Source organism: Pseudohalocynthiibacter sp. F2068, assembly GCF_023015645.1.
Classification (GTDB): Bacteria; Pseudomonadota; Alphaproteobacteria; order Rhodobacterales; family Rhodobacteraceae; genus Pseudohalocynthiibacter; species Pseudohalocynthiibacter aestuariivivens.
In genome coordinates this window covers 238,949-263,008 of record NZ_JALKAK010000003.1, presented here as the reverse complement: position 1 = coordinate 263,008, position 24,060 = coordinate 238,949, and the positions used below count along the sequence as shown (strand labels likewise).

The following is a 24,060-nucleotide window of genomic DNA, read 5'->3' as shown; positions in this document are numbered from 1 at the left end:
GGGTTGAAATGTACAAAACTTTAAAGATTGATCAGGATACACGTGGCGTCGCAACGCTGACCCTGTCACGCGAAGACAAGCATAACGCGCTGTCCGAAGAGATGCTGATTGAACTTACCGACGCGGCCCGGGTGCTTGGCGATGATGACTCTGTTCGCGTTGTTGTTTTGACCGGTGCCGGGCGCAGTTTTTGCGCCGGAGGGGACCTGAAATGGATGCAGGATCAGGTTGCTGCAGACCCGACGACACGAAGCCTGAAGGCTCGAAAACTGGCCGAGATGCTGCAAGCGATGAATACAATGCCAAAACCATTGATTGGCCGTGTGCAGGGGCAGGCCTTTGGCGGTGGTGTTGGCATGATGTCCGTCTGTGATGTTGCTGTTGGCGTGACTGGCGCAAAGTTCGGTATGACGGAAACACGTCTTGGTCTGATCCCGGCAACCATCGGCCCCTATGTCGTTGCCCGAATGGGCGAAGCGATGGCGCGCCGCGTTTTCATGTCATCGCGAATTTTTGACGCTGACGAGGCCGTGACTCTTGGTTTGCTCGCTCGTGCTGTCAATCCGGACGAACTTGATACGGCGGTGGAATCAGAAGTTGTAGCTTACCTGAATTGCGCTCCCGGTGCCGTCGCAGACGCAAAGGCGCTGGTGCGATCATTGGGCGCGCCTATCACAGATGCGTTGATTGACGAAACAGTTGCGGCCCTTGCAGAGCGCTGGGACAGCCCCGAATCTGCCGAAGGAATTGGCGCGTTCTTTGAGAAAAGAAAGCCAAATTGGGTGAAATAGTCCGTTTTAGAAGCCCTGAAAATCTGTCTCAATGATCCGTGCAACACTTGTGCGGTCTTTCTTGCATTACTCGTGGAAACAGAGCCACCTTTGGTTGACCCCGCGATGAGGCGGGTTTAAACCCTCAAGAGCTAAGGCAAGCGCAAAGAACGCCATCCTTAAGGAGCCAAAAGTGGAAGACCTGCTAAGAGAGTATCTCCCGATCCTCGTTTTTCTGGGCCTGGCCGTTGGATTGGGAGTGGTGCTAATCCTTGCCGCTGTCATCCTTGCCGTCCGAAACCCTGATCCCGAAAAAGTCAGCGCATACGAATGTGGCTTTAACGCTTTCGACGATGCACGGATGAAGTTTGACGTCCGATTTTACCTCGTCGCCATTCTATTCATCATCTTCGATCTTGAAATTGCATTCCTCTTTCCATGGGCTGTTGCGTTCAAGGATGTGGGGCTGGTCGGGTTCTGGTCGATGATTGTGTTTCTTGGTGTGCTGACCATTGGCTTTGCATACGAATGGAAGAAAGGGGCGCTTGAATGGGAGTGACAACCTCTGCCAATACGGCTGGTGTCGACATGGATGTCGCAACACAAACCCTGAACCGCGAACTTCAGGACAAGGGCTTCTTGCTGAGTTCGACCGAAGACATCATTAACTGGGCACGCACCGGTTCATTGCACTGGATGACCTTTGGTCTGGCGTGTTGTGCGGTTGAAATGATGCACACGGCGATGCCGCGCTATGATGTTGAACGTTACGGGTTTGCCCCACGTGCAAGCCCACGTCAGTCTGACGTAATGATTGTCGCGGGAACGCTGACCAACAAAATGGCTCCGGCACTGCGCAAGGTTTACGACCAGATGCCAGAGCCCCGGTATGTGATTTCCATGGGGTCCTGCGCAAATGGTGGCGGTTATTACCACTACAGCTATTCTGTCGTGCGCGGATGTGACCGGATTGTTCCGGTTGATATTTACGTACCCGGCTGTCCCCCGTCCGCAGAGGCGCTGCTTTACGGTATCCTGCAACTGCAACGCAAAATTCGCCGCACCGGCACGATAGTAAGGTAAGGGGTTAACATGTCCGAAGCACTACAAGAGCTTGGCGCGCACGTAGAACTGAAACGCCCCAATGCAGTGTTGTCCCACGAGATTGCACACGGAGAACTGACGATTTCCGTCGTTCCGAGCGCGCTGGTTGATTTCGTTGAATTTTTAAAGAGCGATCGTAGTTGCCGTTTTTCCTCACTAGTCGATATTACGGCTGTCGATTACCCTACACGCGATAAACGTTTCGACGTGGTTTACCATTTTCTGTCGATGTACCAGAACCACCGCATCCGTCTGCGGGTGAGCATGCGTGAGGATGATATGGTTTCCTCGATCTGCGAGGTGCACCCAAGCGCGAACTGGTTTGAACGCGAAGTCTTTGACATGTTCGGTATTCTGTTTTCCGGGCATCCGGATTTGCGGCGCATTTTGACGGACTATGGCTTTCGCGGTCATCCGCTGCGTAAGGATTTTCCCACCACGGGATACACCGAAGTTCGCTATGACGAAGAACAAAAGCGCGTCGTCTATGAGCCGGTAAATCTGGTTCAGGAATACAGGCAATTTGATTTCATGTCTCCATGGGAAGGTGCGGAATACATCCTTCCGGGTGACGAGAAAAACGAACAGGCCAAAGGGTAACGCGCATGGGGCAGGCGACGTTGATGTTTGGGATGGGTGCAACAAAAGCGGGGACCAGTTGGCTCCACCGTTATCTGAGCAATCATCCTGAATGTAAGATGTCCGACCCCAAAGAGCTTCATTATTTTGATCGTCTGGAAGACAACAAAATCGAAAGAGCGGTGAAAAAGCTGGATCAGCGCATAGACGCGATTGGTAAAGTGCTGAGAGAAAACGAAGATCTGAAGCTTTGGCGCAAATGGCGTCATCGCAGAAACCTGATGGAATGGCGCAAAGTTTTGACCGAAAACGGCGAAAACACAGACGCTTATCTGAGGTTTCTGTACCGCGATGCTGATCGCGCGCGTTTGGTTGGTGAAATAACCCCGTCTTATTCGTTGCTGCCAGAGTCGCGGATGCGGCAAATGGCGAATCTGCCGGTGGAAACGCTATTTGTTTATGTCCTGCGCGACCCGGTTGAACGGCTCTGGTCCAATGTGCGAATGATAGCAGATCGACGCGCGGGTTCTCCGGAAAAGGTGAAACGTGTCGCGCATCGGCTGATCACGAAAGTTATCGAAGGTACAGAGGTTGCTGCGACCAAGCGGTCTGACTATGCGAATTCTCTTAGAAAGATGGATGCCGCGTTACCGAAGGGATCGTTGCTTGTCGAATTCTTTGAACGTCTCTTTTCGGAAGAGGCCCTTACAAAACTCTGCAAGTTTTTGGGCATTTATTATCGACCAGGCGATCTGACCGGATATGTTCACAAGGGCATTGAAATTCCCATGGAAGACAGTGCAAGGAATGCGCTTCAGCGTGTTCTTGCCCCGCAATATGCGTTTGTGGAACAGCGGTTTGGCTCGCTTCCCGAAAGCTGGAAACAGAATATGGTAAAGGTGTGACATGATGGACGGCACCAAATTCGATGACGCTCAGACGGGCGAACAGAAGATTCGGAATTTCAACATTAACTTTGGGCCGCAACACCCTGCAGCCCACGGGGTTTTGCGCCTTGTGCTGGAACTGGATGGCGAGATTGTAGAACGGTGTGATCCGCACATCGGACTTTTGCATCGCGGCACTGAGAAGTTGATGGAAAGCCGCACCTATCTGCAGAACCTGCCGTATTTTGACCGCCTCGACTATGTTGCACCGATGAATCAGGAACATGCCTGGTGTCTGGCGATTGAAAAGCTGACTGGTACCGCCGTTCCGCGCCGTGGCAGCCTGATCCGGGTTCTTTACTGTGAAATAGGCCGAATTTTGAACCACCTGCTGAACGTCACTACGCAAGCCATGGATGTCGGTGCGCTGACACCGCCGCTTTGGGGTTTTGAAGAGCGTGAAAAACTGATGGTATTTTACGAGCGCGCTTGTGGTGCACGGCTTCACGCGGCTTATTTCCGCCCCGGTGGTGTACATCAGGACCTGCCGGATGACCTGTTGAACGATATCGAAGAATGGGCGGGTGAATTTCCGCGGGTGCTTGACGATATTGACGGGCTGTTGACCGAAAACCGCATTTTTAAGCAGCGCAACGCTGATATTGGCGTCGTGACAGAACAGGAAATCCTTGATTGGGGGTTTTCGGGTGTCATGGTGCGCGGTTCTGGCCTGCCGTGGGATTTGCGGCGCAGCCAACCCTATGAATGTTACGACGAGTTTGATTTCCAGATCCCGATTGGTAAAAACGGCGACTGCTACGACCGTTACCTCTGCCGGATGCAGGAAATGCGGGAATCCCTTTCAATCATCACGCAGGCGATTGCCAAGCTGAGAGTCGAAAAGGGCGATGTGCTGGCGCGTGGCAAGCTGTCGCCACCATCACGCGGTGAAATGAAAACCTCTATGGAAGCGCTTATTCACCACTTCAAACTCTATACCGAAGGTTTCCATGTGCCTGCGGGTGAAGTTTATACCGCAGTCGAAGCCCCAAAAGGTGAATTCGGCGTCTATCTGGTTGCTGATGGTACGAACAAACCGTACCGCAGCAAAATTCGCGCGCCAGGGTTTTTGCATCTGCAGGCGATGGACCATGTCGCAACCGGCCACCAATTGGCTGATGTCGCCGCGATCATCGGGACTATGGACGTTGTTTTTGGGGAGATCGACAGGTGAGCGCAACTTTCACTCTTTCGTTGCTGAGCCTGATGGCTGCAAGCATTACTGTGGCCTTTGTAAAGGTCATTCTGAAGCCGAAACCAGTGGCAGCAGTTGCCCGCAATGTTAAAGCGTCCGGCGCAATGAATTTCACGGGGACACGATAAGCCTATGCTCCGCAGATTATACCACAAGCAACCCGATACATTCGCCTTCACCCCGGCCAACCTGGCATGGGCTGAAGGGCAAATAACCAAATACCCCGAGGGCCGTCAGGCAAGCGCGATCATCCCGCTGCTCTGGCGCGCGCAGGAACAGGAAGGCTGGCTGACCCGCCCGGCGATTGAACATATCGCTGATATGCTGGGGCTCGCATATATTCGCGCACTTGAAGTTGCATCCTTCTATTTCATGTTTCAACTGCAACCTGTTGGTTCCGTTGCACATATTCAAATATGCGGAACCACGTCCTGCATGATTTGCGGCGCGGAAGACCTGATTGGTATCTGTCGCGAGGTTATTGCCGACAAATCACATCAACTGTCCGAAGACAGTAAGTTTAGCTGGGAAGAGGTCGAATGCCTTGGGGCCTGCACAAACGCACCAATGGCGCAGATCGGCAAAGACTATTACGAAGACCTTACGGCCGACCGGTTTCGCGAAATCCTGAACGAACTTGCTGAAGGCAAGGTTCCGGTCCCGGGTCCTCAGAACGGGCGGTTCGCGGCAGAACCGTTGGCGGGCCTGACATCGCTGACTGAATATGAAAGTGGGCGCACGCAATATAACGGCTCGGCTCAACTCGCGGTTGATCTTGGTGACACGGTTAAGCGCATTGATGGCACCGAAGTCCCGTTGTTGACGCCGTGGCTTGGCAAGACCGCAAAGAAGCCAGCGGCAAAAAAGCCAGCCGCTAAGAAAACAACGCCAAAATCAGCCACCAAGGCTGCCGCCGCACCACCTGCGCAGAAAAAACCACGGACCATGAAGGCACCGCGAAAAACGGGCGCAGATGATCTGAAAAAAATCAAAGGCGTGGGACCAAAGCTGGAAGCACTGCTTCACAGCCTCGGTTTCTATCATTTTGACCAGGTTGCGAAATGGAGCGCTGCCGAGGTTGTCTGGGTTGATGAAAACCTTGAAGGTTTTAAAGGACGCGTGTCACGCGACGGATGGGTTGAACAAGCTAAAGTTCTCGCCGCTGGCGGTGAGACGGAATTTTCTAAGAAAGTTGGGAAGGGCGACGTTTACTGACAGCTTTCCCCGCTGAGTGGACCATAAGTACGATGAAGAAACATGCAGATCATAAAAAGCCGGAGCTGTCACCAGACAGCCCATCCTGCATGTCTGTTGTAACACTAGGTTTAAAGGGGGGAATGACTATTGGATTCTGAATCAAAGGGTGAACTGTTTTCTTGCACCAATCTGTGCTGGCTTGCCGGTGTGTTTCTTGGGATCATGACTTTTCTAGTGCTAAACGGGCGCTTTGGCGTAAATGGACTTGTTTCGTTGGTGCTTGCCGTTGTCGTCTGTGCCGCATTAGGTTGGTTTCTGGCACGCTACTTTTGCTCTGGGTCCATGGCTGTTACTTCTGGTGGGCACGCGCGCCATCAACACGATATTGATGCTTCTCCTGCGGATGTCGCCGCTGTTGACCGGGTCGGACAGAGCGAACTGGCCGCAACACCCCCGACACCAAAGGTAGCTAAGCACGTTTCATCTGCTTCTTTGGCGTCTTCTGATGCGACTGCAAAGGCCGCACCCGCGTCAAAACCTGCCGCGAAAGCTAAACCCGCCGCGAAATCTAAGCCTGCTACAAAGGCCAAGCCAGCAGCGAAACCAAAAGCGACCGCTGCTGCGAAACCGGCCCGGGCGTCTGTTGCTGCAGATGGAAAACCAGAAACGCTTAAGAAAGCGCGCGCAGGCGGAGCAGATGATCTTAAGCGCATTAGCGGAGTTGGACCAAAGCTTGAACAGACGCTGAATGAACTTGGATTTTACCATTTTGACCAAGTCGCCGCTTGGCGGAAGAAAGAAGTCGAATGGGTCGATACGCGCCTGAAATTCAAAGGTCGGATCGAACGGGATGAATGGATTAAACAGGCCAAAAAACTGGCCAGGGAAACAAAGTAAAGAGTTGTGAAGACACTTACACCCGAACAGGAAAAAGCTTTGGCGCGCCAAGCAAGGACAGTGTCCTTTGTCATCGCGGCGACGATGATCCTGTGGATGGGCGTACAATGGATAGGGGGAAAACTCGGCCTTGAAGCACGCTATGTGTTTCTGGCCGACCTCTCGGCACTGGCGGCTTTTATCTGGGCGTTGGTTGTAATTTATCAGATCTGGCGCAAGCGCCGGAACAATTAAAGGAATGTCGGGCGTACTTGCCTGATGAGCGAAGGAAAATGGCATGCTGAAAGATCAGGACCGGATCTTTACAAATCTCTACGGGATGCACGACCGAACCCTTAAAGGGGCCAAGGCGCGCGGCCATTGGGATGGCACCGACAAGTTGATCAAGAGCGGTCGCGACTGGGTTGTGGAACAGGCGAAAGCGTCTGGTCTGCGTGGTCGCGGTGGCGCTGGCTTTCCGACCGGCCTGAAATGGTCATTCATGCCGAAAGAAAGCGATGGTCGCCCGGCCTATCTTGTTATTAACGCTGACGAATCCGAGCCCGGAACCTGTAAAGACCGCGAGATTATGCGCCATGATCCGCACACGCTGATCGAAGGGGCCTTACTTGCCTCTTTCGCGATGGGCGCGCATGCGAGCTATATCTACATCCGGGGCGAATTTATTCGCGAGCGCGAGGCGCTGCAGGCGGCAATCGACGAATGCTATGACGCCGGACTTCTGGGTAAAAACGCCGCTAAATCCGGCTGGGACTTTGACCTATACCTCGTGCACGGTGCTGGGGCTTACATCTGTGGTGAAGAAACTGCGCTGCTGGAAAGCCTTGAAGGCAAAAAGGGCATGCCGCGGATGAAACCGCCGTTCCCGGCAGGGGCGGGGCTTTATGGTTGCCCGACCACGGTGAACAACGTTGAATCAATTGCAGTCGTTCCTACGATCCTGCGGCGCGGGCCTGAGTGGTTTTCCTCTTTCGGTCGCCCGAACAACGCCGGAACCAAGCTGTTCGGTATTTCCGGCCACGTGAATAATCCCTGTGTGGTTGAAGAATCCATGTCTATCCCGCTTCGCGAGTTGCTGGAACGTCACTGTGGCGGCGTGCGCGGTGGCTGGGATAATCTCAAGGCTGTTATTCCCGGCGGGTCATCAGTTCCGCTATTGCCGCGCGACGTCGCGGACGAAGCGATCATGGATTTTGACTGGCTGCGCGAGCAACGCTCGGGTCTTGGCACAGCGGCGGTGATAGTGATGGACCAGTCGACCGACGTGATCAAGGCGATCTGGCGGCTGAGCAAGTTCTACAAACACGAAAGCTGTGGCCAGTGCACCCCATGCCGCGAAGGCACCGGTTGGATGATGCGTGTGATGGACCGGTTGGTGACGGGCGAGGCAGAGGTCGAAGAAATCGACATGCTGCTTGACGTAACCAAGCAGGTTGAAGGGCACACCATCTGCGCGCTTGGTGATGCAGCAGCCTGGCCCATTCAGGGTCTGATCCGCCATTTCCGGAATGAGATCGAGGATCGTATCAAACACAAGCGGACCGGACGGGTAAGCGCGGTGGCGGCGGAGTAATGTTTAAGCGCACCTTCCATATCGCGGTTGTTTCGCTGTTTGTCAGCACGCTGAGCGTGCAGGCGGCGGCGTTGCGCGAAAATGAAGGGGTCACAAACCGCTTGGTTCTTGCCGGGATTGTCAAGGAAATCTACAAGAAATGCCCGACAATTTCCGTACGCAAACTGCGCGGGTTTATGTACCTGCGCTCTATCTACAATTACGCTGTAGACCAAGGTTTCAGCCACGAAGAAATCGAAGCATACGTTGAAAACGAAGAAGAAGAGGCACGCTTGCTCGTGCATGTGAACACTTGGCTTTCAAACCGCGGTGCGGTTGAAGGCAACCCTGAAAGCTATTGTGCGATCGGCAAGGCGGAAATTGACGCCGAAAGCCCGATCGGCAAATTTCTGAGGACGGATTAGGACATGACTGACCTAAGAAAAATTATCATTGACGAAACAGAGGTCGAGGTCGACCCGTCGATGACCCTTATTCAGGCATGTGAGCAGGCGGGAGTTGAAATCCCACGCTTTTGCTACCACGAGCGGTTGACCATCGCTGGCAACTGCCGGATGTGTCTGGTTGAGGTTGTGGGTGGGCCACCCAAACCTGCGGCATCCTGCGCGATGCAGGTCAAAGATTTGCGCCCGGGCCCAGAGGGCCAGCCGCCAGTCGTTAAGACCAATTCACCGATGGTCAAAAAAGCGCGTGAAGGTGTGATGGAGTTCATGCTGATCAACCACCCGCTTGATTGCCCGATCTGCGACCAGGGCGGGGAATGTGACCTTCAGGATCAGGCCATGGCCTATGGTCTGTCCGGCAGCCGCTATGATCTGCCAAAACGGGCCTGCGATGATCTTGATCTTGGCCCGCTTGTCGCAACAACCATGACACGCTGTATTTCCTGCACGCGCTGCGTGCGGTTCACCTCTGAAGTTGCCGGTATCACCCAGATGGGCCAGACCGGACGCGGCGAAGATGCGGAAATCACCAGTTATTTGAACCAGACACTGGATTCGAACCTTCAGGGCAACATCATTGACCTTTGCCCGGTGGGTGCGCTGACATCTAAACCTTATGCATTCACCGCCCGGCCATGGGAGCTGACCAAGACGGAAACCCTCGACGTAATGGATGCTTTGGGTTCAAACATCCGCGTCGATACCAAAGGGCGTGAAGTCAAACGCATCCTGCCGCGAAACCACGATGGTGTGAACGAAGAGTGGATTTCTGACAAAACGCGTTTTGTCTGGGACGGCTTGCGTCGTCAGCGGCTCGACACGCCTTACATTCGTGAAAACGGAACGCTGCGCGAAGCGAGCTGGGGTGAGGCATTGAATGCTGTCGCTGCTGCGATGAAGGGCAAGAAGGTTGCGGGTCTCGTTGGCGATCTGGTTCCTGTTGAGGCAGCTTATGGATTGAAAGCGCTTGTCGAAGCTCAAGGCGGGAATGTTGAGTGCCGCACAGACGGTGCGAAATTGCCGGAAGGCAACCGTTCCGGTTATGTCGGTACAGCAAGTATCGAAGATATTGATAACGCGCAGATGATTCAGCTGATCGGCTGTAATCCACGCGTAGAAGCGCCGGTATTAAACGCCCGTATCCGCAAGGCATGGACCAACGGCTGCAATATTGGTCTGGTCGGTGAAGCCGTTGATTTAACATATGATTATGTTCACGTCGGCACGGATCGCGCCGCATTGGTTGAACTGAATGAAAAAGACATCGGTGCTGCCAAAGGTATGAACTCTATCGTGATTATCGGGCAGGGTGCCTTGCTTGAAGCAGATGGCGAAGCGGTGCTGTCTCAGGCGATGAAACTCGCCGAAAACACAGAGTCCAAGTTCATGGTGCTTCACACGGCGGCGGGCCGGGTTGGGGCAATGGATGTGGGCTGTACGACCGAAGGCGGGCTTACGGCAGCACTTGATGGAGCCGAAGTGGTCTACAATCTGGGTGCCGATGAAGTTGAAGTGAACGCCGGACCGTTTGTGATTTATCAGGGCAGCCACGGGGATCGTGGTGCACATCGCGCTGATATCATCCTGCCGGGTGCAGCTTATACAGAAGAGCAGGGATTGTTTGTGAATACCGAAGGGCGGCCACAACTTGCATTACGTGCCGGTTTCGCGCCGGGTGACGCAAAGGAAAACTGGGCGATCCTGCGGGCCCTCTCTGCAGAACTGGGTGCGACATTGCCTTACGACAGTCTTGCAGCACTGCGCAAAGCACTTGTTGCGGAGGTTCCGCATTTGGCGGCAATTGATGGCGTTGCTGAGAATAAATGGAAACGGGTGCCGCTGCGCAAACCTGCCAAAGCAGATTTCCGCAACGTGATCACGGATTTCTACCTGACAAACCCAATTGCGCGCGCGTCAGAGTTGATGGCAGAGCTGTCGGCAAATTCTAGAGCGCGGACAAATACCCCGATGGCTGCGGAATAAGAATGATGCGTCTCTTTCATAATGTGGCCCTTGGCCTTGCCCTGCTGGGCGGGGTGGCAGCCTGTGCATCGGTGGAAGAGCCTACTCAGGCCAGTCATGACCCAAGCTACATGGGGATAGAGACCCGGCTTCTTGACGGTGACCTAGTTGCCTTTCTGGTCGAGATGTCGGGCGCACGTACGAATGAGGACGTAGCGGAATACGCAAAATGCGCGGCAGCGCAGTATGCATTGATCCGCGGCTATGGATTTGCGCGACATGTGCGCACAAACGTAGCGAATGAGGGTGGCGTTTGGCGGGGGGATGCTGTTTATACCATCTCGCCAGCATTGCCACGAGGGCTAAGAACAATTGACGCAGAAGTTGTTGTACAAAACTGCGCCGAAACTGGGATACCGACGGTGTGAGGACCTATGGCTGAATTTCTTTCCACCCCACTGGGAACATTGGTGATCATCTTGGCGCAATGCCTTGCGGTGATGGGCTTTGTGATGATTTCGCTGCTGTTTCTGGTTTATGGTGACCGGAAGATCTGGGCCGCCGTGCAAATGCGCAAAGGACCAAACGTTGTTGGGGCCTTTGGTTTGCTGCAATCGGTGGCGGACGCGCTGAAATATGTGGTGAAAGAGGTTGTTATTCCGGCGGGTGTTGACCGGCCGGTTTTCATCCTTGCCCCGCTTGTTTCCTTTGTTCTGGCAATGATTGCCTGGGCGGTTATTCCATTCAACGACGGCTGGGTATTGTCAGATCTGAACGTCGCAATCCTATACGTGTTCGCAGTTTCCTCGCTTGAGGTGTACGGCGTGATCATGGGGGGCTGGGCGTCAAACTCGAAATACGCGTTCCTTGGCAGTCTGCGGTCCGCCGCGCAGATGATTTCTTATGAGGTTTCTATTGGCCTCATCATTGTTGGGGTCGTGATCTCAAGTGGGTCGCTGAACTTTGGCGATATCGTGCGGGCGCAAGACGGCGACTACGGCTTCTTCAGCTGGTACTGGTTGCCGCATTTCCCGATGGTGTTCCTGTTCTTTATCTCTGCCCTTGCAGAAACGAACCGCCCACCCTTTGACCTGCCAGAAGCTGAATCAGAGCTCGTCGCGGGTTATCAGGTCGAATATTCCGCAACGATGTTCCTTCTGTTCATGGCGGGTGAATATATCGCGATCTTCCTGATGTGCGCGCTGACAAGCCTGTTGTTCTTTGGCGGTTGGCTGTCACCAATCCCCGGTCTGCCGGATGGCGTGCTGTGGATGTTTGGCAAGATGTGTTTCTTCTTCTTCATCTTCGCGATGGTCAAGGCCATCACACCACGCTACCGCTATGACCAGCTGATGCGGATTGGCTGGAAAGTCTTCCTGCCGCTGTCACTGGGATGGGTCATACTGGTCGCGTTCTTTGCACAATACGGTGCTTTCGGCGGGGCCTATGCCCGCTGGGCGATTGGGGGCTAAGAGAATGGCAATGGATTATACCCGCGCAGTTAAATACTTCCTGCTGTTTGATTTCATCAAAGGCTTTGGGCTTGGGCTGAAGTATTTTTTCGCACCCAAAGCAACGTTGAATTATCCGCATGAAAAGGGCCCGCTGTCCCCCCGGTTTCGCGGTGAACACGCGCTGCGCCGTTATCCGAACGGTGAAGAACGCTGCATCGCCTGCAAACTGTGCGAGGCTGTTTGCCCGGCGCAGGCGATCACGATTGACGCAGAACCCCGCGATGACGGCTCTCGACGCACGACGCGCTATGACATCGACATGACCAAATGCATTTACTGCGGTTTCTGCCAAGAGGCCTGCCCGGTGGATGCGATTGTTGAAGGTCCGAATTTTGAATTTTCAACCGAAACCCGCGAAGAGCTGTTCTATGACAAGGCAAAACTCTTGTCGAACGGTGACCGCTGGGAAGCAGAAATTGCCCGCAACCTTGAACTGGACGCACCCTACCGATGAGTGATGCAAAGAACCCTTTTGAAGAGATGATGGCCCGGGCGCAGGAAATGGCGAAATCCATGAATCCGGCTATGGAGTCCTTTACGCCTAAGGGGTTCGAAGCACTTTGGCCAACGATGCCAAAAGACCTCATGGAACTGGCCTTTGGCAACGCAGTCAACAAAGACGGGCTGGATGCAAAGACCCGGCTGCTGATTACGATTGCAGCTCTGACCATGCAGGGGGCTCAGGCCGATACGCAAGTTCGCCTGACGGTGCGCCACGCGCTAGAGGCCGGGGCAAAGAAACAAGAGATTGTCGAAACCATTGGCCAGATGTCGATGTTTGCCGGAATTCCTGCCATGACCCGTGCACTACAGCTTGCACAAGAAGTTATGGGCGAAATAGAGGATGACAAGTCATGACCTTAACCGCATTTGCGTTTTATGTGTTTGCCATAACCGTAGTGACCTCTGGTCTGTTTGTGGTTGTGTCCAAGAACCCGGTTCATTCGGTTCTTTGGCTGATCCTTTCGTTTCTGAGTTCCGCAGGATTGTTTGTGCTTCTTGGCGCTGAATTCGTCGCGATGCTGCTGGTCATTGTCTATGTTGGCGCGGTCGCGGTTTTGTTCCTGTTTGTTGTCATGATGCTGGATGTGGATTTTGCCGAACTGAAGGCAGAGATGGCGAAATACGTACCACTTGCCCTGTTGATTGGTGTTGTTTTGCTTATGCAGCTTGGCATGGTGCTTGGCACCTGGACATCATCAGAGGCGGCAATGGATCTGCGTGGGGCCGTTGCCCCCGCGATTGAAGAGACGCATAACACGGCCGCTTTGGGCCGGTTGATCTATGACGACTACATTTACCTGTTCCAGGCAGCGGGTTTGATTTTGCTGGTTGCGATGATTGGCGCGATTGTTCTGACACTGCGCCACCGTCCAAACATCAAGCGACAAAACGTTATGGCCCAGATGCACCGTGATCCGGCCAAGGCGATGGAACTGAAAGATATGAAACCGGGGCAGGGGCTGTGAACCTTTGGCTGATCATCGGTGTTGCGATGATCGTTTTTGGAGTAGCGGTCCGGCAACGCCGGAAAAAAGACGAAGAAGATAAGGACTGAGGGACAGATGATCGGAATTGAACATTATCTTGCGGTGGCCGCGGCATTATTCGTCATCGGCATCTTTGGCATCTTCCTCAACAGGAAGAATGTGATCGTGATCCTGATGTCGGTGGAACTGATGCTACTTGCGGTCAATATCAACCTGGTCGCCTTTTCGGCACATCTGGGGGATCTGGTCGGGCAGGTCTTTACCATGTTCGTCCTGACCGTTGCCGCAGCTGAAGCGGCGATCGGTCTTGCGATCCTTGTATGTTTCTTCCGTAACCGCGGCACGATCGCGGTTGAAGATGTCAACGTGATGAAGGGGTAGCGGATCATGGAAACCATCATCCTGTTTGCACCTCTGGTTGGCGCGATCATCGGCGGCTTTGGCTGGCGCATTATCGGCGAAAAGGGCGCGATGATCCTGACGACGGGGCTGTTGTTTTTGGCCGCGTTTCTTAGTTGGATTGTGTTCCTTGGCTTTGACGGGGAAACCCAGCAAATCCACATTATGCGCTGGATTGAAAGTGGTACGCTTAGCACCGACTGGGCGATCCGGCTTGATCGACTGACCGCAACAATGCTGATCGTTGTCACGACGGTCTCAAGCCTCGTTCACCTCTATTCCTTTGGCTACATGGACAATGATCCGCAATGGAAAGAGGGCGAAAGCTATAAGCCACGCTTCTTTGCGTACCTCAGCTTTTTCACCTTCGCGATGTTGATGCTGGTGACGGCAGACAACCTAGTGCAGATGTTCTTTGGCTGGGAAGGCGTTGGTGTCGCATCCTATCTGTTGATCGGGTTTTACTACCGTAAGCCAAGCGCGAATGCCGCCGCGATCAAAGCGTTCGTTGTGAACCGGGTTGGTGACTTTGGGTTTGCACTTGGTATCTTTGGCCTGTTCTTTCTGGTCGACAGCATCCGGCTTGAAGATGTCTTTGCGGCTGGTCCGATGCTGGCTGATACAACACTGCATTTCCTCTGGACCGATTGGAACGCTGCAAACCTGCTTTGCTTCCTGCTGTTTGTCGGGGCGATGGGTAAATCTGCACAGCTGTTCCTGCACACCTGGTTGCCCGATGCGATGGAAGGTCCAACACCCGTTTCGGCCCTGATCCACGCCGCCACCATGGTGACAGCTGGCGTCTTCCTTGTCTGCCGTATGTCGCCGATCATGGAGTATGCGCCTGCCGCGACGACATTTATTGTGATCATCGGCGCGAGCACAGCGTTTTTTGCCGCGACCGTGGGGCTTGTACAGAATGACATCAAGCGCGTGATCGCCTATTCAACCTGTTCACAGCTTGGCTACATGTTTGTGGCGGCAGGTGTTGGTGTTTACTCGGCTGCGATGTTCCATCTGCTGACCCACGCGTTCTTTAAGGCATCTCTGTTTCTTTGTGCCGGTTCCGTTATCCACGCGATGCATCATGAACAAGACATGCGGAACTATGGCGGTTTGCGCAAAAAGATTCCCTATACCTATTGGGCAATGATGATTGGCACGCTGGCCATTACCGGGGTTGGCATTCCGCTGACGACAATCGGTTTTGCTGGTTTCCTGTCGAAGGATGCTATTATCGAAAGCGCGTTTGGTGCGCATTCAGCTGCTGGCAATTACGCCTTCTGGATGCTTGTTATCGCGGCTGGGATGACATCATTCTACAGCTGGCGCCTGATGTTCATGACATTCTTTGGCGAGGCGCGTGGCGACAAACACACCCATGACCATGCACATGAAAGCCCAATGACGATGCTGATCCCGCTTGGGGTGCTGAGCATTGGCGCAGTTTTCGCTGGGATGGTTTGGTACGGCTCCTTCTTCGGTGACCATGATCAGGTCAACGAGTTCTATGGTGCGCCGACACACGAAGTTGCGATGGCCGAAGGTGGCCACGGCGAAGACGCGACGGATACAAGCCATGGAGAGGCGACAACCGAAACCGCTGATCACGGAACCGCAGCAACCACCGAGAGCCATGATGAGACCGCAACTGCGGATACAGGTCACGGTGACGATGCGCTTGCTGACGCCGGGCATGCTATGGCGACAGCACCGGTTGGTGCGGTCTTTACCCACCCCGACAACCATGTGATGGACAATGCCCACCACGCACCAAACTGGGTTAAAGTTTCACCCTTTATCGCGATGGTTCTGGGGTTAGGGCTTGCTTACTTGTTCTACATTGTGAACCCAAGCCTGCCGCGTCGCCTGGCCGAAAGCCAGCGTCCGGCGTACCTGTTCCTGCTGAACAAATGGTACTTTGACGAAGCGTATGACTTTCTGTTCGTTCGCTCTGCCAAGGCGCTTGGCCGGTTTCTGTGGAAGCGGGGTGATGGCAATATCATCGACGGCACTCTTAATGGGGTGGCAATGGGAATTATCCCGTTCTTCACCCGTCTCGCGGGTCGGGCGCAGTCCGGCTATCTGTTCCATTACGCCTTTGCCATGGTGATCGGGATCGTAATCCTCGTCACATGGATGACGATCAGCGGAGGGGCTGAATAACATGGAAAATCTTCTTTCCATCGTCACGTTTATTCCGCTGTTGGCGGCCGTAATTCTGGCTCTTTTTCTGCGCGGTGATGACGCGCCTGCACAACGAAATGCAAAATGGGTCGCTCTGCTTGCAACCTCTGCGACGTTTATCGTGTCCCTGTTCCTGCTCAGTGGATTTAACCCCGACGATACTGGCTTTCAGTTCGTCGAGGAGAAATCTTGGATTATCGGGCTGACCTATAAGATGGGCATTGACGGGATCAGTTTGCTGTTTGTCATGCTGACAACTTTCCTGATGCCGCTGGTGATCGCCGCATGTTGGGATGTGAATACGCGCGTCAAAGAATACATGATTGCCTTTCTGGTTCTGGAAACGCTTATGCTTGGCGTGTTCTGTGCGTTGGACCTTGTGCTGTTCTATCTATTCTTTGAGGGCGGGCTCATTCCGATGTTCCTGATCATTGGCATCTGGGGTGGGGCGAACCGGATTTATGCTTCGTTCAAGTTTTTCCTTTATACCTTCCTCGGATCAGTCCTGATGCTGGTTGCGATGATCGCAATGTATGTGGATGCAGGCACAACCGATATTCAGGCCTTGCTGACGCATACTTTCGGGTCGGAAACGATTTCTGTCATGGGCTTTCAGGTCATAGGCGGATTGCAGACTGTATTGTGGGTCGCGTTTTTTGCGTCTTTCGCAGTCAAGATGCCAATGTGGCCCGTTCACACCTGGCTTCCTGATGCGCACGTTCAGGCCCCAACTGCCGGGTCTGTGGTGCTGGCGGCGATCCTGTTGAAAATGGGCGGGTATGGCTTCCTTCGATTCAGCCTGCCAATGTTCCCCGTCGCCTCTGACATTCTTGGGCCATTCGTTCTTTGGATCAGCGTGATCGCAATTATCTACACCTCGTTTGTTGCGCTGGTGCAGGAAGACATGAAAAAGCTGATCGCGTATTCGTCAGTTGCCCACATGGGTTATGTCACGATGGGTATTTTTGCAGCCAATCAGCAGGGTATTGATGGCGCGATTTTCCAGATGCTCAGCCACGGCTTTATCTCTGGAGCGCTCTTCCTTTGTGTGGGCGTGATTTATGACCGAATGCACACCCGTGACATTGATGCCTATGGCGGCCTCGTGAACCGGATGCCAGCCTATGCGCTGATCTTCATGTTCTTTACGATGGCGAACGTTGGCCTGCCCGGCACCTCCGGGTTCATTGGTGAATTCCTTGTGCTGATCGGTATTTTCCAGGTTAACACGTGGGTTGCGATGTTTGCCACAACCGGTGTGATCCTGTCTGCCGCTTATGCTCTATGGCTGTATCGCCGGGTCGTCATGGGAGATTTGATAAAAGAGTCCCTGCGCTCGATCACTGACATGACCGGGCGCGAGCGTGCGATCTTTGCGCCGCTGGTTGTCATGACTTTGCTTCTTGGCGTTTACCCAAGCCTTGTGACCGATTTGATCGGTCCCTCGGTTGAGGCGCTTGTTCACAATTATCACGCTGCATTGCCTGTCACAGACGGCAGTATGCAGGTTGCATCACACTAAGGGTGGGTCCGATGATCTCTTCTGATATTTCAACTGTCTTACCCGAGATCGTGCTGGCCGTCTTCGCGATGGGTGCGCTGATGTTCGCGGTTTACACCGGCAAAGACAAAACAGCTCCGATGATCCTGTGGCTGACAGCGATGGTGCTTGCTGGCATCGGTATCTGGGTCGCTATTTCGGGCAACGGAAGCAGGGTTGCCTTTGGTGGCGCTTTCGTTGACGACGCCTTTTCGCGCTATGCAAAAGTAATCATTCTGCTCTCGGCCTCTGCAATCCTGTTGATGAGTCAGGATTACATGACCAAACGCGGATTGATGCTTTTTGAGTTCCCGATCCTTGTCGCGCTTGCGGTTGTTGGCATGATGATGATGGTCTCTGCGGGCGATTTGATGGCGCTCTACATGGGACTAGAGCTGCAGTCGCTGTCGCTTTACGTGGTTGCGGCATTGCGCCGGGACAGCGTTAAATCTACGGAAGCGGGTCTTAAATATTTTGTGCTGGGAGCGCTGAGTTCCGGGCTTCTTCTCTATGGTGCATCACTGACATACGGCTTTGCGGGAACGACGCTGTTTTCTGGCATTATCACGACAGTTGAGGCAGGGCATGTGCCTTTGGGTATGTTGTTTGGTTTGGTCTTCATCGCGGCAGGTTTGGCCTTCAAGGTTTCTGCTGCCCCGTTCCATATGTGGACACCGGACGTTTATGAAGGCTCTCCAACCCCTGTGACAGCTTTCTTTGCGACTGCGCCAAAGATCGCAGCAATGGGTCTGTTCGCCCGTGTGCTCTATGATGCCTTTGGCAACGCGGTTGCTGACTGGTCACAAATCCTTGCCTTCCTTTCTGTCGCTTCCATGTTCCTCGGGGCAGTTGCCGCGATTGGCCAGCGCAACATCAAACGTCTGATGGCATATTCTTCGATTGCGCATATGGGTTTTGCCCTGATGGGTCTTGCGTCTGGCACCGTCTTTGGTGTTCAGGCCATGCTGGTTTATATGGCGATCTATGTGACCATGAACATCGGTACTTTTGCCTTTATTCTGTCGATGGAAAAAGACGGCCAGCCCGTCACTGATATTGATTCACTTAACATGTACTCGAAACATGACCCGCTGCGCGCTGTTGCGATGATGGTGTTGCTGTTCAGCCTTGCAGGTGTTCCGCCGCTGGTTGGGTTCTTTGGTAAGTACTATGTGCTGCTCGCCGCAGTTCAGGCCGGGATGAGCTGGCTTGCGATCGCAGGTGTGGTCGCTTCTGTGATAGGAGCGTTTTATTACCTCAGGATCGTTTACTTCATGTATTTCGGTGAAGAAGGTGACATGCTCGACAAAGCCAAGTCGCCAATTCTGTGGGGTTTCCTGATGGCGTCCGCAGCAATCATGGTTGTGGGTGTCGTGAACCTGTTTGGCATCGAAGGCTTCGCAGCCGCTGCGGCCGAGACTCTTGTCCGCTAAACCCTGGCCTGAAGGAACGGGTTGTCGCATTCTTCAGGAAGTCGACAGTACCAACGCCGAGGCACGACGTCTGGCTCCGACACTCTCGGGGCCAGAGTGGATTCTGGCGCATCGCCAAACCACAGGGCGTGGGCGGCGTGGCCGGCCCTGGGCGAACCCGGTTGGCAATTTCACGGCAACCTTGGTGATGCAGCCCGGTGAAACGCCGGACAAAGTTGCGCTGCGTTCGTTCGTTGCATCACTTGCGCTGTTTGATGCGTTTGTTGCGGCAACAGGACGGGTTGCACTATTCGCGCTCAAGTGGCCAAATGACGTTTTGTTAAATGGTGGCAAGGTCGCGGGGATTTTGTTGGAAAGTGCCGGGGCAGGTGGCACGTTAAGTCATTTCTGCATCGGTATTGGTGTTAACCTTGTGGCGGCGCCCAGTCGTTCGGACGTCGACGAAAGCGCGATAACACCGGTTGATTTGCAATCGGAAACGGGCGCGCGCGTGACACCAGAGGAGTTTCTTGATTTGCTGGCTCCTGCCTTTGCAGACTGGGAAGCACAATTCAGCACCTACGGGTTTGCCCCAATCCGACAGGCATGGTTGAACCGTGCTGCCAAGATCGGGGAAGTGATTACCGCGCGCACTGGCAAGGAAAGTGTTGTCGGCACTTTTGAAACGATTGACGATACCGGCGCGCTGGTTCTTAAAACTGCAAGCGGTCGGCGGGTGATCTCCGCCGCCGAGGTCTTTTTCTAAAAGGAGGCGGCCAATGCTTCTGGCAATTGACTGCGGCAATACGAATACAGTTTTTTCGATCTGGGACGGGGAGAAATTTCTCTGCACATTGCGGACCGTTACGGAACATCAGCGAACGGCTGATCAGTACTTTGTCTGGCTGTCAACGCTTTTGCGGCATCATAAGATCGAGATGGAGATTGACGAGGTAATCATTTCATCCACTGTGCCACGCGTGGTTTATAACCTTCGGGTGTTTTCGGACCGGTACTTTGATTGCCGACCGCTGGTCGTTGGAAAACCAGAATGCCTGCTGCCTGTAGACGTGCGTGTTGATGAAGGAACAGCCGTCGGACCGGACAGATTGGTCAACACCGTTGCGGGGTTTGATTTGCATGGTGGGAACTTGATCCTAGTTGATTTTGGCACCGCAACCACCTTTGATGTAGTGGCCGAGGATGGCGCTTATATCGGCGGGGTGATCTCTCCCGGCGTAAACTTGTCGCTTGAGGCCTTGCACAATGCTGCAGCAGCCTTACCTCATGTGGATATTTCCAAGCCTCAGGCAGTGATTGGCACGAATACGGTTGCGTGCATGCAGTCGGGTGTGTTCTGGGGCTATATCGGACTCGTCCGGGAAATTTGTACTCGGATCAAGGCGGAACGCGGCGTGCCGATGAAAGTCGTTGCTACCGGCGGGCTCGCCCCGTTGTTTCAGCAGACCGAGATGCTTTTTGATGAATATAATGATGATCTGACGATGCACGGTTTGACCGTCATTCATAAGTATAACAAGGATCGGGGCACTATATGAGCTCAAACCGACTGATTTACCTTCCCCTCGGCGGTGCCGGGGAAATTGGCATGAACGCCTATGTTTACGGTTATGGTCCGGAAGGAAAAGAGCGGCTTATTCTGGTCGATCTTGGTGTGACATTTCCTAATATGGATACGACACCCGGTGTGGACCTGATCTTTCCGGATGTGACATGGCTAGAAGAGAACGCTGAGAGGCTGGAAGCGATTTTCATCACCCACGCACATGAAGATCATGTTGGAGGTATCGGCCACCTTTGGAACCGGCTTAAGGTACCGGTCTATGCCCGTACGTTCACCGCGAACCACGCGCGGCGCAAGATGGAAGAACACGGTGCGCCCGAAGACGAGGTGATAACTGCAGCGGCCTATCCGGAAATTATAAAAGCTGGCCCGTTCAAAGTATCTTTCCTGCCATTAGCGCATTCCATCCCGGAAAGCAGCGGGCTCGTCATTGACACGCCGGACGGGCGGATCGTGCATACCGGCGACTTCAAGCTTGATGAAACGCCGGTCGTCGGGGACGCCTTTGACCCGGATCTTTGGGCCGAGGTTGCCAAACCCGGTGTTAAAGTTCTGGTCTGTGACTCAACAAATGTATTTTCCCGGCATCCTGGCCGCTCTGAAACCAGCGTTGCACCGGAGATCAAGGCGCTTGTGACAGGTGCCAAGGGCATGGTTGTGGCAACGACTTTCGCCTCAAATATTGCGCGCCTTCAAACCCTGGCGGAAGCTGGCATTGCCTCCGGCCGCTCCGTTTGCCTGTTGGGGCGTGCAATGAAGCGCATGATCACAGCGGGTGTCGAAACAGGTGTTCTGACCAATTTTCCATCGACGATTACTGCAGAAGAGGCGCAACAGGTGCCACGGGAAAACCTGATGCTTATCGTGACAGGGTCTCAGGGTGAACGGCGGGCAGCCTCTGCTGGGCTTTCGCGTGGCAAGTATCTGGGTTTGTCCATGAAAGAGGGGGATTTGTTCCTGTTCTCGTCAAAGACAATCCCGGGAAATGAACGTGGCGTGATCAACATCATGAACGCCTATTCAGAAATGGGCGTTGACGTCGTTGACGACAGTACCGGGCACTATCACGTTTCCGGGCATGCGAACGGCCCCGATCTGCAGCGCGCGCACGAGATATTTGCACCACAGATGATCATTCCAATGCACGGTGAACACCGGCATTTACGCGAGCATGTTCGACTGGCCGAAAACGGTGGCCGCGCGGCGGTTCTGGCCGTGAACGGTACAATGGTGAACTTGTCGGGAAATAAGCCGAAAGTTGCAGAGTACATTGAAACTGGTCGGACCTATTTGGATGGCTCAGTGCAAATCAGCGCGCTTGACGGGATCATACGTGACAGAATTCGTATGGCGCTGAATGGCCATGTTGTTGCGACGGTCATCATTGACGAAGAAGACGAGCCGCTGGGTGGTGCGTGGATAGAACTGATGGGGTTACCGAAAGCGGGTCGCTCCAAAGCGCCGCTCACGGATGTGCTGGAGGAAGATCTGAGCCAGATTTTGAACCGGATGGACGATAAAACGCTGCGCGATGATGACAAGTTGGAAGAAGCCATTCGCCGCGAGATACGCCGGTCTGCCAACGATGAAATAGGCCGTAAGCCAGAGGTGACAGTCGTGGTCAGCCGATTGGTTGGTTAACTACGCTTTTCGGTTCGCAACAATGAAAAAGCCCCGGTTCTTTTGCCGGGGATTTTGCTCATATTGTTCGGGTCTTAGTCTGTACGCCGTTCATCAAAACTCATGGCGATGAAGCTTGGCAGATGGTCACCCATTCCAACAACCTTGTTGTTATCCTGTTGTTTTCTTGCAGGACGATCTTCGGATTTTTCACGGCGTCCCTTTCTGGGGGCCGATTCTTTGGCGATTTCGGCTGCCGGGATCGCCTCGGGTTGTTGCTCTGTAACCGTATCTGCAGTCTGAGTCTCTGTTTCAGCAGATGTTTTCCTGCTTACGCGTTTTCTGCTAGGTCTGCTTCGTTTTGCAGTTTCAGGTTTTGGTGACGCTTCCACCTCTGCAGTGGGTGTGTCGACAGAATCTGCCGCGCCAGCAACACCTTCGATGCGCGGTACGGGTTGATTGACTAACCGCTCAATTGCAGCCAGGTTTTTTTCATCCTGCGGAGCACAGATCATCAATGTCTTGCCGCTGCGCCCGGCACGGCCTGTTCGGCCAATCCGGTGTACATAATCCTCGGCGTGGCTTGGCACATCGTAGTTAAACACGTGCGAAACTTTCGGAATATCAAGCCCCCGCGCCGCGACATCGGATGCGCAGAGGAACCGCAGATCGCCTTCGCGGAACCGCGCCAGAACTTCCATGCGTTTGCTTTGTTCCAGATCCCCATGAATGGGTTCGGCTTCATAACCGTGTTTCTTCAGCGATTTTGCGACGATATCCACGTCGACTTTGCGATTACAAAAAATGATGGCGTTTGAACAAGCTTCGCCTTCGCGCTCGATCATGGCGCGCAGCAGATCGCGTTTTTCCTTTGCCGCCCGGTCCCGGCGTGACGCTTTGAACATCACGACGCCCTGTTCAATATTCTCGCCAGTGGTTGCAGCACGCGCAACTTCGACCTTAGCGGGGTTTGAAAGGAAGGTGTTTGTGATCCGCTCAATCTCTGGTGCCATCGTTGCAGAGAAGAACAGGGTCTGACGGGTAAAGGGGGTCAGGCTGAATATCCGCTCGATATCAGGGATAAAGCCCATATCAAGCATACGGTCAGCTTCGTCCACAACCATGATTTGCACGCCGGTCAGCAGCAGTTTGCCACGTTCAAAATGGTCAAGCAGCCGTCCTGGTGTTGCGATAAGCACATCGACGCCTTTGTCGATTAATTTGTCCTGTTCTTTGAAAGAAACGCCGCCTATGAGTAGGGCTTTGGTCAGCTTGGTATTCTTGGCGTAGATATCGAAGTTTTCTGCAACCTGCGCTGCCAGTTCACGTGTAGGCGCAAGCACCAGCGAGCGCGGCATGCGCGCACGCGCGCGGCCCCGTCCAAGCAGTGTAATCATTGGTAAAACGAAGGATGCCGTCTTGCCAGTGCCCGTCTGGGCGATGCCTAAAACATCCCGGCCTTCCAGCGCTGGAGGTATAGCGCCTTCCTGAATCGGCGTCGGCGTTTCATAGCCAGCTTCTTCTACAGCATTCAAAACTTTTTTATCGAGTTTCAGATCGGAGAATTTTATCATTCTTTTCCGTATTCTACGGCTATCTGTGCCGTATCGGTTCCGGGGGTAGCTGACCCGAACGGTCAAACCATA

26 protein-coding genes are annotated in these 24,060 nt (G+C 53.8%); 25 read left to right on the top strand and 1 reads right to left on the bottom strand.

The window, feature by feature from the left end; genetic code table 11:
- The first annotated feature begins 8 nt into the window (after window positions 1–8).
- The 25 genes from MWU63_RS05705 to MWU63_RS05585 all read left to right on the top strand — a co-directional run bounded on the left by MWU63_RS05705 (window position 9) and on the right by MWU63_RS05585 (window position 22,435).
- Window positions 9–791 carry a crotonase/enoyl-CoA hydratase family protein gene (locus MWU63_RS05705; RefSeq protein ID WP_213888391.1) on the top strand — a complete coding sequence of 261 codons (783 nt, stop codon included), beginning with the start codon at window positions 9–11 and terminating at the stop codon, window positions 789–791.
- Window positions 792–963: 172 nt separating this feature from the next.
- The gene (locus tag MWU63_RS05700; protein ID WP_213888390.1) at window positions 964–1,329 is read left to right on the top strand and encodes an NADH-quinone oxidoreductase subunit A; all 366 of its coding nucleotides are present in this window, start codon (window positions 964–966) and stop codon (window positions 1,327–1,329) included.
- Window positions 1,320–1,853, top strand: a complete 534-nt coding sequence (locus MWU63_RS05695) for an NADH-quinone oxidoreductase subunit B (protein ID WP_213888389.1) — start codon at window positions 1,320–1,322, stop codon at window positions 1,851–1,853. The genes MWU63_RS05700 and MWU63_RS05695 overlap by 10 nt, the downstream gene beginning before the upstream one ends.
- A 9-nt stretch (window positions 1,854–1,862) precedes the next feature.
- Window positions 1,863–2,474, top strand: a complete 612-nt coding sequence (locus MWU63_RS05690; RefSeq protein ID WP_213888388.1) for an NADH-quinone oxidoreductase subunit C — start codon at window positions 1,863–1,865, stop codon at window positions 2,472–2,474.
- Window positions 2,475–2,479: 5 nt separating this feature from the next.
- Window positions 2,480–3,358, top strand: a complete 879-nt coding sequence (locus MWU63_RS05685) for a sulfotransferase (RefSeq protein ID WP_213888387.1) — start codon at window positions 2,480–2,482, stop codon at window positions 3,356–3,358.
- Window positions 3,359–3,362: 4 nt separating this feature from the next.
- The gene (locus MWU63_RS05680) at window positions 3,363–4,574 is read left to right on the top strand and encodes an NADH-quinone oxidoreductase subunit D (protein WP_213888386.1); all 1,212 of its coding nucleotides are present in this window, start codon (window positions 3,363–3,365) and stop codon (window positions 4,572–4,574) included.
- Window positions 4,571–4,723: a hypothetical protein gene (locus MWU63_RS05675; protein WP_213888385.1), complete on the top strand. Its 153-nt coding sequence runs from the start codon at window positions 4,571–4,573 to the stop codon at window positions 4,721–4,723. The genes MWU63_RS05680 and MWU63_RS05675 overlap by 4 nt, the downstream gene beginning before the upstream one ends.
- Window positions 4,724–4,727: 4 nt before the next feature.
- Window positions 4,728–5,810, top strand: a complete 1,083-nt coding sequence (nuoE, locus tag MWU63_RS05670) for an NADH-quinone oxidoreductase subunit NuoE (protein ID WP_247077204.1) — start codon at window positions 4,728–4,730, stop codon at window positions 5,808–5,810.
- Window positions 5,811–5,939: 129 nt separating this feature from the next.
- Window positions 5,940–6,689 carry an NADH:quinone oxidoreductase gene (locus MWU63_RS05665; protein WP_246531647.1) on the top strand — a complete coding sequence of 250 codons (750 nt, stop codon included), beginning with the start codon at window positions 5,940–5,942 and terminating at the stop codon, window positions 6,687–6,689.
- Between the two features lie 6 nt (window positions 6,690–6,695).
- Window positions 6,696–6,923, top strand: a complete 228-nt coding sequence (locus MWU63_RS05660) for a DUF5337 domain-containing protein (protein WP_213888383.1) — start codon at window positions 6,696–6,698, stop codon at window positions 6,921–6,923.
- A gap of 43 nt (window positions 6,924–6,966) precedes the next feature.
- On the top strand, window positions 6,967–8,262 hold the full coding sequence (nuoF, locus tag MWU63_RS05655) for an NADH-quinone oxidoreductase subunit NuoF (protein WP_213888382.1): 1,296 nt from the start codon (window positions 6,967–6,969) through the stop codon (window positions 8,260–8,262).
- On the top strand, window positions 8,262–8,666 hold the full coding sequence (locus MWU63_RS05650) for a DUF5333 domain-containing protein (protein WP_213888381.1): 405 nt from the start codon (window positions 8,262–8,264) through the stop codon (window positions 8,664–8,666). Before nuoF ends, MWU63_RS05650 begins: the two co-directional genes overlap by 1 nt.
- Before the next feature lie 3 nt (window positions 8,667–8,669).
- A complete protein-coding gene (gene nuoG / locus MWU63_RS05645; protein ID WP_247077202.1) occupies window positions 8,670–10,688 on the top strand; it encodes an NADH-quinone oxidoreductase subunit NuoG in 2,019 nt (672 codons plus the stop codon).
- 5 nt (window positions 10,689–10,693) lie between these two features.
- On the top strand, window positions 10,694–11,095 hold the full coding sequence (locus MWU63_RS05640; RefSeq protein WP_213888467.1) for a hypothetical protein: 402 nt from the start codon (window positions 10,694–10,696) through the stop codon (window positions 11,093–11,095).
- Window positions 11,096–11,101: 6 nt separating this feature from the next.
- Complete coding sequence (nuoH, locus tag MWU63_RS05635; protein ID WP_213888379.1) at window positions 11,102–12,139, top strand: NADH-quinone oxidoreductase subunit NuoH; 1,038 nt, start codon at window positions 11,102–11,104, stop codon at window positions 12,137–12,139.
- Between the two features lie 4 nt (window positions 12,140–12,143).
- Window positions 12,144–12,635, top strand: a complete 492-nt coding sequence (gene nuoI, locus MWU63_RS05630; RefSeq protein ID WP_213888378.1) for an NADH-quinone oxidoreductase subunit NuoI — start codon at window positions 12,144–12,146, stop codon at window positions 12,633–12,635.
- Complete coding sequence (locus tag MWU63_RS05625; RefSeq protein ID WP_213888377.1) at window positions 12,632–13,039, top strand: carboxymuconolactone decarboxylase family protein; 408 nt, start codon at window positions 12,632–12,634, stop codon at window positions 13,037–13,039. The genes nuoI and MWU63_RS05625 overlap by 4 nt, the downstream gene beginning before the upstream one ends.
- Window positions 13,036–13,650 (top strand): NADH-quinone oxidoreductase subunit J, encoded by a 615-nt coding sequence (locus tag MWU63_RS05620; protein ID WP_247077200.1) that lies wholly within the window; start codon window positions 13,036–13,038, stop codon window positions 13,648–13,650. Before MWU63_RS05625 ends, MWU63_RS05620 begins: the two co-directional genes overlap by 4 nt.
- 96 nt (window positions 13,651–13,746) lie before the next feature.
- Complete coding sequence (gene nuoK / locus MWU63_RS05615; RefSeq protein ID WP_213888375.1) at window positions 13,747–14,052, top strand: NADH-quinone oxidoreductase subunit NuoK; 306 nt, start codon at window positions 13,747–13,749, stop codon at window positions 14,050–14,052.
- 6 nt (window positions 14,053–14,058) lie between these two features.
- Complete coding sequence (gene nuoL / locus MWU63_RS05610; RefSeq protein WP_213888374.1) at window positions 14,059–16,236, top strand: NADH-quinone oxidoreductase subunit L; 2,178 nt, start codon at window positions 14,059–14,061, stop codon at window positions 16,234–16,236.
- 1 nt (window position 16,237) lies between these two features.
- A complete protein-coding gene (locus MWU63_RS05605) occupies window positions 16,238–17,779 on the top strand; it encodes an NADH-quinone oxidoreductase subunit M (RefSeq protein ID WP_213888373.1) in 1,542 nt (513 codons plus the stop codon).
- 11 nt (window positions 17,780–17,790) lie between these two features.
- A complete protein-coding gene (gene nuoN, locus MWU63_RS05600) occupies window positions 17,791–19,230 on the top strand; it encodes an NADH-quinone oxidoreductase subunit NuoN (RefSeq protein WP_213888372.1) in 1,440 nt (479 codons plus the stop codon).
- Window positions 19,220–19,975, top strand: a complete 756-nt coding sequence (locus tag MWU63_RS05595) for a biotin--[acetyl-CoA-carboxylase] ligase (RefSeq protein WP_247077198.1) — start codon at window positions 19,220–19,222, stop codon at window positions 19,973–19,975. Before nuoN ends, MWU63_RS05595 begins: the two co-directional genes overlap by 11 nt.
- A gap of 13 nt (window positions 19,976–19,988) precedes the next feature.
- Window positions 19,989–20,768, top strand: coding sequence for a type III pantothenate kinase (locus tag MWU63_RS05590; protein WP_213888371.1), 780 nt, complete (start codon window positions 19,989–19,991; stop codon window positions 20,766–20,768).
- Window positions 20,765–22,435 carry a ribonuclease J gene (locus tag MWU63_RS05585; protein WP_213888370.1) on the top strand — a complete coding sequence of 557 codons (1,671 nt, stop codon included), beginning with the start codon at window positions 20,765–20,767 and terminating at the stop codon, window positions 22,433–22,435. Before MWU63_RS05590 ends, MWU63_RS05585 begins: the two co-directional genes overlap by 4 nt.
- 74 nt (window positions 22,436–22,509) lie before the next feature.
- Here MWU63_RS05585 and MWU63_RS05580 read toward each other — a convergent pair whose 3' ends face one another.
- Complete coding sequence (locus MWU63_RS05580) at window positions 22,510–23,988, bottom strand: DEAD/DEAH box helicase (RefSeq protein WP_247077190.1); 1,479 nt, start codon at window positions 23,986–23,988, stop codon at window positions 22,510–22,512.
- Window positions 23,989–24,060 lie beyond the last annotated feature (72 nt).